The organism is Amycolatopsis thailandensis (assembly GCF_042723255.1).
Lineage (GTDB): Bacteria > Actinomycetota > Actinomycetes > Mycobacteriales > Pseudonocardiaceae > Amycolatopsis > Amycolatopsis thailandensis.
The window spans coordinates 1-16,502 of the sequence record NZ_JBHXJK010000097.1 but is presented as its reverse complement, the minus strand read 5'-3'; the positions used below and the strand labels follow the sequence as shown (position 1 = coordinate 16,502).

Here is a 16,502-nt window from a genome sequence, read left to right as displayed (position 1 = left end):
CGGGCCGCGAGCGGGAGCGTCTCGAACCTTGCGCTCGCACTCGGGGATCGCTCGAGGATCACGCGCAAGCAGTCGAGGAGATGCCGAAGACGGTTGTCAGGGCCGAAGCTTTCCCCTACATAGACGCGCCGGAATTGTGTGTTGTCTCCGATCGGGCGACCTATTCGAGGAGCGAGGACTTGAGCGAGTACAAAGCACCCGACGAAGCCATTGCGATCATCGGAATGAGTTGCAGGTTCGCTCCAGACCTCGACTCACCGGAGAAATTCTGGGAATTCCTCGCAGATGGCAAGAGCACCGTCAGCGACATGCCCGAGAAGCGGTGGAAGGCTTACGCCGCGGGCAGTCCCCAGGCCACGGCCATCCTGAGGGGGACCACGATCCGTGGTTCCTTCCTCGACGACATCGAGGGATTCGATGCCGACTTCTTCGGCATTTCCCCGCGTGAGGCGGACTTCCTCGACCCCCAGCAGCGATTCATCCTCGAACTGGCCTGGGAGGCGCTGGCGGACGCGGGTGTCCCGCCGCTTTCGCTGCGCGACTCCGACGCCGGGGTGTTCGTCGCCGCGAACTCGAACGACTACGGCCGCCGCCTGCTGGAGGACATCCCCCTCACCGGCGCGTACGCGGTCAACGGCACGACGTTCTACGGGATCGCGAACCGCGTTTCCTACTTCCTCGACGTCCGCGGCCCGAGTATGGCCGTCGACACCGCCTGCGCGGGCTCGCTGACGGCCCTGCACATCGCGGCGCAGAGCCTGCGTGCCGGCGAGACGTCCATCGCGCTCGTCGGTGGCGTCAACATCATGGCCACCCCGGCGCTGAACGTCGCGCTGGAGGGCGCGGGCGCGATGTCGCCGGACGGCACCAGCAAGGCCTTCGACAAGAACGCCGACGGCTACGGCCGCGGTGAGGGCGCCGGTGTCATCGTGCTGAAGCTTCTTTCGGAGGCGGTCCGCGACGGCGACCCGATCCAGGCCGTGATCCGCGGCAGCGGCGTTTTCCAGGACGGCCGCTCCGAGGGCATGATGGCGCCGAACGCCGACGCGCAGGCCCAGATGCTGCGCGAGGTCTACCAGCGGGCGGGTGTCGATCCGTCCACTGTGGACTACATCGAGGCGCACGGCACCGGCACCCCGACCGGTGACGGCGAAGAGGTGGAGGCGCTCGCCGCCGTCATCGGTGCCGTGCGGTCGGCGGAGAACCCCTGCCTGGTCGGCTCGGTGAAGCCCAACATCGGGCACGTCGAGGGCGGTTCCGGCATCACCGGGGTGATCAAGACCGTGCTGGCGCTGCGCAACGAGCAGATCCCGCCGAGCCTGCACACCGAGCCCAACGACGCCATCTCGGCTCCGGACTCCGGCCTGAAACTGGTCGGCGAGAACACCCCGTGGCCGGCGGGCGGCGCCACGCGCCGTGCCGGTGTCTCCAGCTACGGCGTCGGCGGCACCATCGCCCACGTCGTCCTCGAAGAGGGCCCCGTGGCGGCGGAAACCCAGGCACGCAAGGACGGCGACGACGGTACGCGGAAGGTCTTCCCGATCTCCGCCATGTCGGAAGCGGGTCTTCGCGGGCTGGCCGGTTCGGTCGCGGACTGGATCGACGCGAACCCCGGGGCGTCCCTTTCGTCGATCGGGTACACGCTTTCGCAGCGGCGTTCGCACCTTCCGCAGCGGGGCACGGTCATCGCCGCCTCCACCAGGCAGCTGGCCGAGCGGCTCCGCGCGATCGCCGTCGACGAACCCGCTCCGGGCATCCTGCTGGCCCGGGCGGGCGAGCAGAGTGACGGCGCGGTGTGGGTCTTCTCCGGGCACGGTTCACAGTGGTCCGGCATGGGCCGCCAGCTGCTCGCCGAGCACACCGGATTCGCCGCCACGATCGACTCGCTGGCGGGGGTGTACCAGGAGGAACTCGGCTGGACGCCGCGCGAAGCGATCCTCGACGGCGGTCCCTGGACCGCCGCGCACGTCCAGGCGCTGACCTTCGCCATGCAGGTCGGTCTCGCCGAGGTGTGGCGCAGCCGGGGTGTCAAGCCGGGCGCGATCATCGGGCATTCGGTCGGCGAGATCGCCGCCGCGGTGGCCGCCGGGACGCTCGACGTGCTCGAAGCCGCCCGCTTCGCCTGCCGCCGCGCGGCCGCGCTGCAACGGCTGGAGGGTGACGGCGGCATGGTGCTGGCGAGCCTGTCCTTCGCCGACGTCCAGGCCAAGCTGGGTGACCGTCCCGACCTCGTCGCGGCGATCTCCGCCAGCCCGACGTCGACAGTCGTCTCCGGCGACAAGGGCGCGATCGCGGAACTCGTCACGCGCTGGCGTGAAGAGGGCATCGACATGCGGGTCGTCGACACCGACATCGCCTTCCACAGCACCCACGTGGACGCGGTGCTCGAAGAGGTCGCGGCCGCGGCCCGGCAGCTTAACCCGCGGACGCCTTCGGTCAGCCTCTACAGCACCGCGCTGACCGACCCGCGCTCCGCTGCCGCCCGCGATGGCGACTACTGGGCAGGCAACCTGCGCAACCCCGTCCGCTTCGCCGAAGCGGTCACGGCCGCGTTCGAGGACGGGCACCGGGTGTTCGTTGAGATCTCGTCGCATCCGGTCGTCTCGCACTCCATCATCGAGACCGCCGAGAGCCTCGGCATCGACGACCTCGCGGGCTGCGCCACCTTGCGGCGCGACACCGACGAGGTCGGCACCCTGCTGCACAACCTCGCCAAGCTGCACGTCCAGGGCGTCGAGATCGACTGGACGCGCGACTTCCCGGAGGGTGAGCTGCTGGGCATCCCGGCGGCCGCGTGGCAGCACCGTCCTTATTGGATCTTCCCCGAGAACGCCGGTTCGGCGGGTCTCGGCAGCGGGCACGACCCGGAGAGCCACAGCCTGCTGGGCGGCCGGATGACCGTGTCCGGCGCCCCGTCCCGGCAGGTCTGGCAGACCCGGCTCGACATGGACAGCCGTCCGTACCCGCAGAGCCACGGCCTGGTCGGCGTGGAGGTCACCCCGGCGGCGTCGATCATCAACACGTTCGCCCTCGCGGCGGAGGAAGAGATCGCGCCGGCGCTGACCGACATCGTGCTGCGCACCCCGCTCGCCGTGCAGCCCGCCCGGATCGTCCAGATCGTCAAGGAGGGCCGGTCGCTCGCGCTGGCCACCCGGATCGCGGACGACACCAGCGCCGAGGACGACGAGTGGATCACGCACACCACCGCGACGATCGACACCGGCGCGAAGGCGCCGGAGGGCCGGATCGACTTCGCCACGATCCGCGACCGCCTGCCGTCCGGTTCGCTCACCAAGGCCGACGAGATGTTCGGCCGGATGGGTGTCGAGGGCTACGCGTTCCCGTGGGACATGAGCGAGCTGTACTACGACGACGTCGAGCAGCTCGCGCTGATGGACTGCGTCGCGCCGCCCGCGAAGCTGGCCACCAGCTGGGCGCACGTGATCGACGCCGCGCTCACGATCAGCGCGATGGTGGTCTCGCCCGGCCACGCCACCGTGCTGTGGATGTCGCGCGGCATCGAGAAGGTGGCGTGGAAGGGCGAGCCGCCCGCGCGGATCATCGTGCACGCCACGCGTTCGCCGAAGTCGCCGGAAGACACCGTCGACGTGCTGGTCGCCAATGAGGACGGCGACATCATCAGCGAGGTCATCGGCCTGAAGTTCGCGGCCGTCGAGCACCTGGGCACTGCGGTCCTGCCGCGCGACCTGGTGCACGAGATCACCTGGCACGAGCTTCCCGAGGCCACCCTGGCCTCGGACCTCGACCAGATCGTCGTGGTCGGCTCGCCCGCCACCACCGGCACGCTGGTGGAGCAGTTCACCGCCGCGGGGGTCACGGCCACCGCGGTCGAGGTCGCCGCCGACGGCGAACCGCTCGACCTCACGGCCGGACTGTTCGCGAACCCGGGCGCGGTCGTCGTCGCGCCTTCGCTGGCGGCGGAAGGCGAGCGCCTGGAGGACGCGACCGAACGCGCGACGTGGTCGCTCGTCCGCACCGCGCAGCGGATCGCGGAACTGCGGTCGACGTCGAAGGGCGAGGTCGCGGCCCAGCGGATCTGGACGCTGACCGGCTCCGTCCGCCAGGGCGCCGACGAACGTTCCGTCGCGCACGGCCCGTTGTGGGGTGTCGGCCGCGTCATCGCCGGAGAGCACCCGGAACTGTGGGGCGGCACGATCGACGTCGAGCACCCCGCGGCGCCGGACCTCGGTGCGCGGCTGATCGAGGTCTTCCGCGGCCCGGCCGGTGACGAGGACGTCATCTCGCTGACCGGCGCGGGTGCGGAAGTGGCCCGGTTGAGCCAGATCACCCGCAGCGCGGACGGTTCCCCGCTGCACTGCTCGCCTTCGGGCACGGTGCTGATCACCGGTGGTCTCGGCGGGCTGGGGCTCGAAGTCGCCCGCTGGCTGGTCGACCGCGGCGCCCGCCGCCTGCTGCTGGCGGGCCGTCGTGGCCTGCCGCCGCGCAAGGAATGGCCTTCGGTGACCGACCCGGACGTGCGGCACCAGATCGACAGCGTCCTCGGGCTCGAAGCGCTGGGCGTCACGGTCGGCGTGCTGGCGCTCGACATCACCGACGAGGACGCGGTCGCGTCGGCGCTGGAGCCGGGCGCGCTGGGCCTCCCGCCGGTGACCGGTGTCATCCACGCCGCCGGTGTGGTCAACGACGCGCTGGTGGACAAGGTCGACCAGGAAGGGCTGCGCGACGTGTTCGCGCCGAAGGTCGGGGGCGCGCTGGTGCTGCACCGGCTGTTCCCGGCGGGGTCGCTCGACTTCTTCGTCCTGTTCTCCTCGTGTGGTCAGTTCGCCCGCCTTTCCGGGCAGGCGAGCTACGCGGCGGCGAACTCGTTCCTCGACGCGCTGGCCACGCACCGCAACTCGGGCGGCACCAACGACACGATCAGCCTCGGCTGGACGGCGTGGCGCGGTGTCGGTCTGTCGCAGGACATCGCGACGACGATGCTCGAAGCGAACTCCCGTGGCCTGGAAGCCGTTTCCGCGGCGGAGGCGTTCCGGGCGTGGGCGTTCGGCGACCGGTTCTCGTCCGACTACCAGGCGGTGCTGCGGGTGCTGCCGACGCCGCCGCACCAGCGGAAGCTGCCGATGTTCCGCGAGCTCACGGTGATCGACGAGAGCACCGAAGGCAACGCGAGCAACGGGTTCACCGTCGACTTCGCGAATCTGTCCGAAGAGGACACTCGGGAAAAGGTCACCAACGACGTCCGTGAGCAAGTGGCGGCGGAGCTGAACCTGGAGGCGGGCGACATCGAGCTGAAGCGGCCGCTGGTCGAACTCGGTGTCGACTCGGTGATGACGGTGGCGTTGCGGGTGCGGTTGCAGCGGCGTTACGGGCTGGACCTCCCGCCGACCATCCTGTGGGCCAGGCCCACCGTGGCCGCGATGTCCGACCACGTCCACGCCGGCCTCGCCGAGCTGGCCGGGGCGGGCGAAAACCAGGCCGAAGCGGCCTGATCTCCTCAGTCGAAGGGCGTGGGTGGCCTCGAAGGCCGCCCACGCCCTTCGGTGTCCGTAGTTCCTCCAGAGAGGCGCGCTCATGGCCATCGAACCGATCACGCGGTTCCTGCTCGCCGTCGGGGCGATCCTGCTGGTGAGCCATTTCTGCGGGGAGGTCCTGCGCAGAATCGGGCAGCCGCCGGTGCTCGGCGAGATCGTCGGCGGCCTCCTGCTCGGCCCCTCGGTGCTCGGGCTGATCTGGCCTTCGGCCGGCGCATGGCTCTTCACCGCCGATGTCCTGTCCAGTTTGGACAGAGCGGCGCAGCTGGGCCTCGTGGTGTTCATGTTCCTGCTCGGCTGCGAACTGCGCACCGACCGGATCGAGCGGAAGTCCCTGGTCGGCGCGGTGGTACTGGGCGGAATGGGCCTGCCGTTCGCCGCCGGGATCGGCGTCGCGTTCGCGGCCTCGTCCGTACTGGCGGGCGCGGACGCCCCGAAAACCGGTTACGTACTGTTCTTCGCGCTCGCGCTGGCCATCACGGCGTTGCCGGTACTGGCCCGGATCCTGGTCGATCTCGACCTCGACCGGACCGGGCTGGGCGCGCTTTCCCTGACCAGCGCGGCGATCGGGGACGGCGTCGCCTGGCTCACCCTCACCCTGATCCTGGTGGGCATCGGGCAGCACGGCGACGGGAACGTCGTCATGACGGCGATCCTGGCCGTGGTGCTCGTGCTCTTCACGCATCTGGTCGTGCGCCGGATACTCGGCAGGCTGGTCACCAGGATCGAGTCCGACAAGGTGCTGACCGTGCTGTTGCTCGTCGGCGCGATCGGCTTCGCCGTGCTGACCCAGCTGCTCGGACTGCACGCGCTACTCGGCGCTTTCCTGTTCGGGACAGCGGTTCCGCGCGATTGCCCCGCCGTCGAGCGGATCAGCGCGCAATTGCGTGGCTTCACCGTCGTCGTGCTCCTCCCGTTGTTCTTCGCGCTGGTCGGGCTGAGCACCTCGATCGGCCTGCTGGGCGCGGATCTTTCGCATTGGCTGCTGTTCGCCGGGATATTGGTGGTGGCTCAGCTGACCAAGTTCATCGGTGCCGGCGGCGCGGCCAGGCTGGCGGGATTGCCCGGCAGACAGGCGATCCAGCTCGGCACGCTGATGAACTGCCGCGGTGTCACCGAACTCGTCGTCGCCACGATCGGGTTGAAATACGGGTTGGTCAACCAGTTGGGGTTCACGATCCTGGTGCTGGTCGCCGTGGTCACCACCGCGATCACGGGACCGTTGATGCGGTTCCTCAGCCGCCGGGAAAAGGCGCCCGCGAAGCCGGAGATCTTCGAGATCGTCGGCAATTGAGAAGACGTACCGCCCCGTCACCGACTGTCACGCTCGGTATCCGAGTCGTCAAGAATTCGAGGGACGGAGGAGCAGTGCAACCGCATCCCTGTGACTGCAGCCCGATGTGCGTGTTACGGGCGACCAATCCGATGCAGATCCGGCCGACCCGCACCGGCGGCAAGACCTTCGCCTCGGCATCGGCGTATTGGAAGGCCGAGCCGGGGAGCGCGGATCTCGCGGGGCGGATCGTCCGGTACGTCGTCCTGGCCCACGATCCCGCCGTCCCGGCCGTCGCCGCCGACTATTGGATGCACAGCGAACGCTTCTACCGCGCCGTGGTCGACCCGCTCGAAGCCGTGATCGGCCACGACCTGGCGTACCGGCGGCTCGTCGCGCAACCGACCGACACCTTCGCCGAACGCCGGCTCGAAGAGCGTGTCGTCGCGCTGCTCGACGAAAACCCCGAACTGGCCGGAAAACTGGCGCGTGAGGCCGATGCCGCGGACGACAACGTCTACATCAACTACTTCCGCGGCAGGCTCTACGAACCGGAAGCCGGGCCCGCCGGTCTCGACAGGCTGGTCGAACTCGCGAGCGACGTGCGTTCACGGCCGTCCGGCATCGGCGACGAGATCCTCGTCGTCGTCCCACTGTCCGATCGGGACGGCGCGGGCCGGATCCGGAACCTGACCGCCTGCCTGCTCGCGTTGCGCGACCAGACCTTCCCGGCTGACCGGTATCGCGTCACAGTCGTCGAGTTCGACGAGAAACCGCGCTGGAAGCACGTCGTCGAGCCGCTGGCCGACCACTACGTGCACATCAAGGGCGAGGGGCCGTTCAACAAGTCCTGGACGCTGAACGTGGGCGTACGCGAAACCCTCGGTGCGGCGAGGACACTGTGCCTGCTCGACGCGGACATCCTGGTGGACCGGGAATTCCTGGGGCGCAACCACGCGCGTTTCACCGACCAGCGCGCCGACGCGCATCTGCCGCATACCGAAATGCTGTCGCTGGACGCGCCGTCGAGCGATTGGCTGATCGAACGGCGATGCGGCGAGAACACCCCGGAGGCGCCGCTGGCCGGGGCGCGCGGACTGCTGTTGCGCGACGTTCCCGGCGCGTGCCTGTGGACGCGGCCGGAGATCTTCCACCGCATCGGCGGCTTCGACGAACGCTACAAGGGCTGGGGCGGCGAGGACGAGGACATGCTCTACCGCATCTCCGCGGCGGGCGATGTCACGCAGTACGACGACGTCTTCCTGCACCTCGCGCACCGGCGGCCGCCGATGCGCGACGCCGAGGGGAAACCGTTCAACGCGCACGTGGAAGTGGGCAGCTGGACCGGCGAGTCCGGGTTCGGGGACACGTCCGGCGTGGCGAGCGGCGATGAATAGCGGGCCGGAAATCCATCCGGTGAAGGAAGTGCGGCGACAGCGGATCGCGATCTCGGGGATTTTCCTGATGGTCGGGATCATGCTCGGTTCCTGGTTTGCGCGGGTCCCACAGCTGCGGATCGAACTCGGGCTGAACTTCGCGGAACTGGGTATGGTGCTGCTCGCCCAGACCGTCGGTGTGCTGCTCGCGATGCAGCTGGCGGGGCATCTGTCGAACCATCTCGACAGCCGCGCGGTCATCCGCGTCACTTCCCTTGTCCTGCCGTGGTTCCTGCCGCTCATGGCGGCGATGCCGGGCGCGATCACCGCCGGGCTCGGGATGCTGACGTGGGGTGTCATCGCCGGCCTTCTCGACGTGTCCATGAACGCGCAGGGCGTCGAGGTGGAACGGCGGGCGCGGCGGCCGGTGCTCAACAGCCTGCACGCGGTCTGGGGCATCGGCGCGCTGCTCGGCTCGGGCGGCACGGTACTGGCGGTGCGCGCGGAATGGTCGCTGAGTTCGCATTTCTGGGTCGTTTCGGCGGTGCTCGTCGTCATCGCGTTGTTCAGTGGACGCCGGCTGCTGACCGAGGAGCGTGCTTCTTCGCGCGCGGAGGAAAAGGCGCCCAAGGTCGGCTTCCTGTCCGGCTGGACTCGCGCGGTGATCGTCCTCGGTGGCCTCGGCGCGGCCGTCGCGCTGTGCGAAGGCGCGGTGTCCAGCTGGGGTGGGGTGTTCCTGAGCGAGCAGCGCGGGGCGGCGGCGAACATCGCGTCGCTGGGCTACTTCGCGTTCATCGTGGCGCAGACCGGGACCAGGCTCGTCGGTGACCGGCTGCACCGGCGATTCGGCGCGGTGGCACTGGTCCGGTGGAGTATGGCGATGACCGGGGCGGGCGTCCTGGTGGCCGTCACCGTGCCCAGCGTGTGGTTCGGCCTCGCCGGGCTCGCGATGGCCGGTGTCGGGCTCGCCGTGGCGATCCCGATCATCTCCAGCGCGGTCGGGCACGGCACGAAGTCCAACACCAGCCTCGCGATCGCGCGGTACAGCACGCTGCACAACGCCGGCGTGCTCGCGGGTCCGGCGATCTTCGGCTGGCTCGCCCAGGAGTTCGGGATCAGCGCGGCGCTGGCGTTGCTGCTGGTGCCGCTCGGGGTGATCACCGCCTTCGCCGCGGCCACGGCTCCCGCTTCGGTACGCGCGGCGGCTTCGACGGCGGAGCCGGTGGTCTCTCGGGCCGCGTAGGACTCCAAGTACATGAAGGACCCCTTCACTGCGCCTGGCGCAAGGAAGGGGTCCTTCATGTACTTGGCGTGCCGCACACGGTGAGAGACACCGGCACACCTGTAGCAGCATGGAAGAGGACACCTCCGGGGCGGGCTCGCGACACTGGTGCGGACGGAAGAACCACCGGTGCGCGAGGAGAAACAGACGTGACCACGACTGAACGCCCCACTGCAACGCCCGCCGACCAGGCCGCCGTCGCGGCGCTGCCGCAGCGCATCATCGCCGCGTGGGGTGCCCACGACGCCGATGCCTTCGCCTCCGTGTTCGCCGACGACGCCACCATGATCATCTCCGGCGTGCACGTCAAGGGCAGGCAGCAGATCCGCGGCTTCATGGCGGGCGCCTTCGCCGGTCCCTACCAGGGGACCCAGGTCGTCGGCACGCCGTTCGAGCTGCGGCAGATCGGCCCGGACGTGATCCTGCTGCTGACCGAGGGCGGGGTCCGGAGCAAGACCGAGACCGAGGTCAAGCCGGAGAACGTCGTCCGCGCTTCCTGGCTCGCCGTGCGCGAGGACGGCGAATGGCGGCTGGCCGCCTACCAGAACACCCCGCGGGACTGAAGCGATGAGCCACGAGGCCGTCATCGCCGATCTCTCGGCCGAGGCCGGGAGCTTCGAGGACCTGCTGACCGGACTGTCCGACGAGGACTGGGCCAAGGCCACCCCCGCGGTGGGCTGGACCGTCGCGCACCAGGTCGGCCATCTCACCTTCGTGTACCGCATCGCGGCGCTGGCCGCGTCCGACCCGGAGAAGTTCACCGCGATGACCTCGACGATCGGGGAGCGCGGTGGCTTCGACGCCGTCGTGTCGGCCACCGCCGCCGAGCATCTCGCCGAAGGCCCCGCGGCACTGCTGGGGCACTGGCAGGCGGCACGGAAGGCCGCGGTGGGCGCCCTCGCCGCCGTCCCCACCGAGTCCACCGTGCCGTGGCTGGTCAACCCGCTTCCGCCGACCGTGCTCTGCGCGGCCGGGATGATGGAGGCCTTCGCGCACGGTCAGGACATCGCCGACGCGCTGGGCATCCGCCGCGAGCGGACCGACCGGCTTCGCCGCATCGTCGATTTCGTCGCGCTCACCTGGCAGTTCGGCTACGAGTCGAACGGACTGACGCCACCGGCGAAGCCGTTCCGATTCGAGGTGTCCGGCCCGTCCGGGGAGACCTGGTACGCGGGTGCGGGCGACGCGGAGACGGGACTCATCACGGGGCCGGCCGAGGACTTGGTGCTGCTCGCCACCCGCCGTCGCCACCGCGACGACCTCGACCTCAAGGGTGACACGGCCGCGGCCGAAGAGTGGCTCGGAATCGCGCAGGCCTATCGCGGCCCCAAGGGCGCCGGGCGCGCTCCCGGCCAGTTCCAGCACTGAGGTCGAGCCGGAAGACACCTACTACCGATGAGGAAGACGCATGTCGGACGATTCAGGCCGCGTCGGGCTCCGGGCACTGGCCGATCTGGCGTCCCCGATGGCGATCCGGGTGGCCGCGACACTGCGGGTCGCCGACCACGTCGCGGAAGGCCGGGACACCGCGGAGAAGATCGCGTCCTCGACCGGGACCGACACCGGTGCCATGGATCGGTTGCTGCGGCATCTGGTCACCATCGGGCTGTTCACCAGGGACGGCGCGGGCACCTACGCGCTGACCCCGGCCGGTGAACCGCTGCGGGAGGATCACCCGAAGTCGCGGCGGGCCTGGCTCGACATCGAGGGCGCGATCGGCCGGGGTGATCTCGCGTTCGTCGAATTACTGCACACGGTCCGGACCGGGGAGCCCGCCTACGTGGGGCGCTACGGCGCTCCCTTCTGGGACGATCTCCGGTCCGACCAGGCGCTTTCGGCGTCGTTCGACGCATTGATGGGCCACCACATCGCGCTCGACAACGACGAGATCGCGGTCTCGTACGACTGGGCGAAGCTCGGACACGTCATCGACGTCGGCGGCGGGAGTGGCGCGTTGCTCGCCACGCTGCTCCAAGCGCATCCCGGACTCCGCGGCACGGTGCTGGACCAGCCGGGCCCCGTTTCGGGCGCGCGCCGGACCTTCCGGGAGCGCGGCGTGCAGGATCGGGGATCGGCCGTGGAAGGCGACTTCTTCGAGCCGCTGCCTTCGGGCGCCGGGGGATACGTCCTGTCGGCGATCATCCACGACTGGGACGACGAACCGGCCGTCGCGATCCTGCGCCGGTGCGCCGAGGCGGCGGGCCCGGACGGTGTCGTGCTGGTGCTGGAGAACGTCGGCACCGACGGCGAATCGCCCAACACCGAGATGGACCTCCGCATGCTCGTCTACATCGCGGGCAAGGAGCGCGGCCTCACCGAACTCCGGTCGCTCGCGGAGCGCGCGGGCCTGGTGGTGCGCGGGGTGCATCCGGTCGGGGACCGGCCGACCGTGTCGATCGTCGAGCTGGTCCGCGGCTGATGTCGCGGGTACTGGCGCTGTCGGTGACGGCCAAGGACGTCGTCGCCGACGATGTGGTCGTCCTCGGCCTGGAGCATCCCGGTGGGGAGCGCTTGCCCGACTGGACGCCCGGTGCGCACATCGACCTCGTGCTGCCGGGCGGGATCACCCGCCAGTATTCGTTGTGCGGGGACCGCTGGGACGCTCACCGCTACCGGGTCGGGGTCCTGCGGAAGCCGGACGGACGAGGCGGGTCGGCGTACGTGCACGACCGGCTCCGGCTCGGTGACACCGTCGGCGTCGGACGACCGCGCAACAACTTTCCCTTGGTACCTTCGGAAAGCTATCTGTTCTTCGCCGGCGGCATCGGGATCACGCCGCTACTGCCGATGATCCACCAGGCGGAACTGCTCGGCACGGACTGGCACCTGGTGTACGGCGGCCGCGGCCGGGCGTCGATGGCCTTCCTCGACGAACTCGCCCGCTACGGCGACCGCGTCCACCTCGTGCCGGAGGACGAACTGGGCAGGCCCGACCTGAACGCCTGGCTGGGTGAGAGGCGCGACGGTGTCAAGGTGTACTGCTGTGGCCCGCCGGGACTCCTCGAAGCCGTCCGGATCGCTTGTGCCCACTGGCATCCGACGGCGTTGCGGGTCGAGCGGTTCTCGGCGAGGGAACAGGCGCCGGTGCGGGACGCGCCGTTCGAGGTCGTGCTGTCCAGACAGGGGAAGAGCGTTGTCGTCTCGCCCGGCGTCACCGTGCTGGACGCCGTGCGCACGGCCGGGGTGCACGTGCTGGCCTCGTGCATGGAGGGCACCTGCGGCACCTGCGAGACCGCCGTCGTCGACGGCGTGGTCGACCACCGTGACGCGCTGCTCACCGACCACGAGCGGGCGACGGGCGACTGCATGTTCCCGTGCGTGTCCCGCTCGTGCGGCGACCGGCTGGTGCTGGATCTCTGACACCGACGGAGGAATCGTGACCGCGACAACCGGCGTCAGGCCGTCGTTGCCGACGTTCGACATCGACCCGTTCAGCCACGAAGTGCTGGCGGACCCGCATCCGCACGAGGCACTCCTGCGCGACGCGGGGCCGCTGGTCTATCTGAGCACCTACGGCGTGTACGCGATCGCGCGCCATGAACACGTGAACGCCGCTTTGCGTGACTGGCAAGGCTTTCAGTCCGGTGCGGGAGTGGGGCTGTCGAACTTCCGCACCGAAAAGATCTGGCGGCCGCTGAGCGTGGTGATCGAGGCCGACCCGCCGCATCACGACGCCCCGCGCCGCGTGCTGGCGGAGTTGCTCAGCGCGCGTTCGCAACGGCGTTTGCGTACACAGTGGACAGTCGTGGCGGAGTCCATGGTGGACCGGCTGCTGGCCGGCCGTCCGGTGGTGGAATTCGACGCGGTGCCGTCGCTCGCCGAGGCTTTCCCGCTGCGGGTCTTCCCGGACGCCGTCGGCATTCCCGAGGCCGGACGCGAGAACCTGCTGCCCTTCAGCGACTTTCTGCTCAACGCCTTCGGACCCCGTAACGACCTCGTGGCGGCGGGCGCGGTGGGAGCACGGGAACGTTCGGTGTGGGTCAACGCCCACTGCGAACGGGAGGCACTCGCGGAGGGCGGCTTCGGGGCGCGGATCTGGGCGGCCGCCGACCGTGGGGACATCACCCACGAGCAGGCGCCGCTGGTGGTCCGTTCGCTCTTCGCGGCGGGCGTCAACACCACGGTTCACGCGCTCGCGTCGATGCTTTACGCCTTGGCGACGCACCCCGAGCAGTGGGAGCGGCTGCGCGCCGAGCCGGAGCTGGTGCACGTCGCGCTGGACGAGGCGGTGCGCTGGGCGTCGCCCGTCCAGTCGTTCTTCCGGACCACGACCGGTGATGTCCGGGTCGGCGACGCGACGATTCCGGACGGTGAGAAGGTCCTGTTGAGCGTCGGAGCCGCCAACCGTGACCCGCGGCGCTGGGCCGCTCCGGACGCTTTCGACCTGTCTCGTGATCCTTCGGGACACGTCGGTTTCGGGTTCGGCGTCCACCAGTGCGTGGGCCAGCATCTCGCCCGGCTGGAGGCGGAATGCCTGCTCACGGCCCTGGTGGAGCGGGTCGCGAGCATCGAGCTCGTGGGCCCGGGACGGCGGCGGCTCAACAACACGATCCGGGCTTGGGACTCGCTGCCGGTGCGGGTCCGGACGACCGGGCCGGGGCACGGGGTATGAGGAGCACATGTCGCACTCATGTCCTATTCACTGGTGACGGAGAGTACCGGCTGCCACACTTTCAAGTGCCTGCCAGAGAGCCGGCGTGGCCGTGTCGGCCCGCTGAGCGTCGCGCCACGCGCCGGAAAAATTGATTAGGGAGACGAGCGTGACCACAGTCAACTCGAGTTCGAGTCCGGAAGGGGTCGAGTCCCCACAGGCGGCGGATCCGCGCCGATGGTGGGCCCTCATCCTCCTCTGCGGGCTGCAGGCCATGATCCTGCTGGACATGACCGTCGTGAACGTGGCACTGCCGCGGATCCAGCAGGACCTCGGGTTCACCGAGTCCGGCCTGGCCTGGGTGGTCAACGGCTACGTTCTGATGGCCGGCGGGCTGCTGATCCTCGGCGGCAGATTGGCCGACGTGTTCGGACGGCGGCGCCTGCTGCTGACCGGCGTGGCCATCTTCGCCATTTCATCGGCGCTGTCCGGTTTCGCCGTCGCGCCGTGGATGATGGTGATCGGCCGGTTCGGCCAGGGCATCGCCGAGGCGATCGCCGCCCCCGCGGCGCTCGGCCTGATCGCGCTGCTGTTCCACGACCCGAAGGAACGTACCAAGGCGCTCGGGCTGTGGGGCGGCATCATCGCTCTCGCCGGCACCTTGGGCTACGTCATCTCCGGTGTCCTGACCGACCTCGCGTCTTGGGAGTGGCTGTTCTTCATCAACCTCCCGGTGGCGCTCGTGGTGCTGGTTCTCCTGCCGCGGCTGGTCAATGAAAGCCGCATGGTGCGCGAGAACAACGCCGGGCTCGACATCGCCGGTGCGCTGACCCTGACACTGGGTCTCGTCGGCGTCGTCTACGGCCTGCTGCACGCCGCCGAGCACCCCTGGGGCTCGGCGCTGGTGATGGTTCCGCTCGTCGGCGGCGTGGTGTTGCTGGTGGCGACGGTGCTCATCGAACGCCGGGCGAAGAACCCTCTTATCCCGCTGGACTTCTTCGCCAACCGGACCCGCTCGGCCATCAACTTCGTGACGTTGTTCTTCATGGCGGCGTTCATCTCCTACACCTTCATGATGACGTTGTTCGCCCAGAAGATCCTGGGATACTCGCCGCTGCAAGGTGGTCTGGCGTGGCTGCCGCTCGGCCTCGGGATCGGCGCGGGTATCGGCCTCGGCACCGGACTCATCCCGAAGCTCGGGGTCAAGGTGGTCGCGTCCGTCGGGTACGTCGGCGCGGGTGCGGGACTGTTCATCACCAGCATGGTCGACCTCGATTCCTCTTATGTGGGCGGCCTTATGCCGGGGATGATCGTGTTCGGGTTGTTCGCCGGGGCCACCATGCCCGCCGCGACCAACGCCGCGCTGCACGGCGTCACGGTCCAGGACTCCAGCCTGGCGTCGGGCGTGCAGAGCACCATGCAGCAGGTCGGTTCGGCACTCGGCCTCGCCGTGCTGGTGACGGTCGCCATCCGGTACGCCGGGGACGCGATCGCGACCGGCGCCGACCCGCGGATCGCCATGACCGAGGGCTACACGCTGGCGTTCCGGATCGGTGCGGCGCTGATGGTGCTCGGCGGTATCCTGATCGCGGTGCTGTTCGAAAAGGTCGCCACCGAACTGCGTGACCCGACGGCCGAGCGCCTCGAGGTCGAAGACGCGGCATGATGAATTCGTTGTAACCGGTCCTGCGGGGAGGTTCTCGACCTCCCCGCGGGGCTTGTCCCGTTTAATGCCCGGAGAACAAGGAGACCGAACCTCATGCCGGCTGCACCCAAAACCCCGGAGAAGATCGACCACCAATTCACCTTGCCGCTGATCAAGGAGAACGGGAGCGGCTGGATCTGTGTGGTAGTGCCCAAATCCGGTGAGCTCTTCGGAACCAGGAAGGCCGTCAAGATCGGCGGTACCATCGACGGCCAGGACTTCCAGGCGACCATGCTGCCGCTCGGCGACGGGACGCACATGATGCCGGTCAAGGCCGCCCTGCGTAAAACCCTGAAGAAGGACGTCGGCGACGACGTCAAGGTCCACCTCAGCCAGCGTTTCAGCTGATCCTTTGAGAAAGGTGTGAACAGTAATGACCGACGCTAGTGCCACCCCGGCCTGGTTCGACATCTCCACTCCCGATTCCGAGCGGGCGCGGAAGTTCTACAACGAAATGTTCGGTTGGAACGTCCTCGCGCTGGACGGCACCTACGCGCTGGTGGGCGCCGAGAACAGCCCGCCCACGGGCGGCATCGGCCAGGCGGGCCCGGACAGCCCGTACCTCGGCGTGGTCGTCTACTTCCCGGTCGACGACGTCGACGCGGCGCTGGAGCGGGCCGAAAAGCTCGGCGGCAAGCGCACCCTGGAGCCGACCGACACCCCCAACGGCCGGATCGCGGCGTTCACCGACCTCGACGGCTACAACATCGGAATCAAGAGCTCTTCCTGAACTTGTGGCGGGAGACCTGGTCTCCCGTCAGG

The 16,502-nt window shown here is 69.4% G+C and carries 12 protein-coding genes; all 12 read left to right on the top strand.

Annotated features, from left to right (window positions below; all coding sequences use genetic code 11):
* Positions 1–134: 134 nt before the first annotated feature.
* Entirely contained in the window at positions 135–5,471 is a 5,337-nt protein-coding gene (locus tag ACFWMR_RS30515) for a type I polyketide synthase (RefSeq protein ID WP_378380888.1), read from the top strand.
* An 82-nt stretch (positions 5,472–5,553) separates the two neighbouring features.
* Positions 5,554–6,807, top strand: coding sequence for a cation:proton antiporter domain-containing protein (locus ACFWMR_RS30510; protein ID WP_378380871.1), 1,254 nt, complete (start codon positions 5,554–5,556; stop codon positions 6,805–6,807).
* A gap of 131 nt (positions 6,808–6,938) precedes the next feature.
* Positions 6,939–8,183: a galactosyltransferase-related protein gene (locus ACFWMR_RS30505; protein ID WP_378380870.1), complete on the top strand. Its 1,245-nt coding sequence runs from the start codon at positions 6,939–6,941 to the stop codon at positions 8,181–8,183.
* A 28-nt stretch (positions 8,184–8,211) separates the two neighbouring features.
* A complete protein-coding gene (locus tag ACFWMR_RS30500; protein ID WP_378380869.1) occupies positions 8,212–9,405 on the top strand; it encodes an MFS transporter in 1,194 nt (397 codons plus the stop codon).
* Between the two features lie 188 nt (positions 9,406–9,593).
* The gene (locus tag ACFWMR_RS30495; protein ID WP_093935897.1) at positions 9,594–10,007 is read left to right on the top strand and encodes an SgcJ/EcaC family oxidoreductase; all 414 of its coding nucleotides are present in this window, start codon (positions 9,594–9,596) and stop codon (positions 10,005–10,007) included.
* A gap of 4 nt (positions 10,008–10,011) precedes the next feature.
* Positions 10,012–10,812: a TIGR03084 family metal-binding protein gene (locus ACFWMR_RS30490; RefSeq protein ID WP_378278533.1), complete on the top strand. Its 801-nt coding sequence runs from the start codon at positions 10,012–10,014 to the stop codon at positions 10,810–10,812.
* Between the two features lie 40 nt (positions 10,813–10,852).
* Positions 10,853–11,863, top strand: a complete 1,011-nt coding sequence (locus ACFWMR_RS30485; RefSeq protein WP_378380868.1) for a methyltransferase — start codon at positions 10,853–10,855, stop codon at positions 11,861–11,863.
* Positions 11,863–12,804 (top strand): PDR/VanB family oxidoreductase, encoded by a 942-nt coding sequence (locus ACFWMR_RS30480; protein WP_378380867.1) that lies wholly within the window; start codon positions 11,863–11,865, stop codon positions 12,802–12,804. The genes ACFWMR_RS30485 and ACFWMR_RS30480 overlap by 1 nt, the downstream gene beginning before the upstream one ends.
* 16 nt (positions 12,805–12,820) lie before the next feature.
* Entirely contained in the window at positions 12,821–14,056 is a 1,236-nt protein-coding gene (locus ACFWMR_RS30475) for a cytochrome P450 (RefSeq protein ID WP_378380866.1), read from the top strand.
* A 148-nt stretch (positions 14,057–14,204) separates the two neighbouring features.
* On the top strand, positions 14,205–15,701 hold the full coding sequence (locus tag ACFWMR_RS30470; protein ID WP_208636012.1) for an MFS transporter: 1,497 nt from the start codon (positions 14,205–14,207) through the stop codon (positions 15,699–15,701).
* 93 nt (positions 15,702–15,794) lie between these two features.
* Positions 15,795–16,088, top strand: coding sequence for a DUF1905 domain-containing protein (locus ACFWMR_RS30465; protein ID WP_093935893.1), 294 nt, complete (start codon positions 15,795–15,797; stop codon positions 16,086–16,088).
* 25 nt (positions 16,089–16,113) lie between these two features.
* The gene (locus tag ACFWMR_RS30460; RefSeq protein WP_093935892.1) at positions 16,114–16,470 is read left to right on the top strand and encodes a VOC family protein; all 357 of its coding nucleotides are present in this window, start codon (positions 16,114–16,116) and stop codon (positions 16,468–16,470) included.
* Positions 16,471–16,502 lie beyond the last annotated feature (32 nt).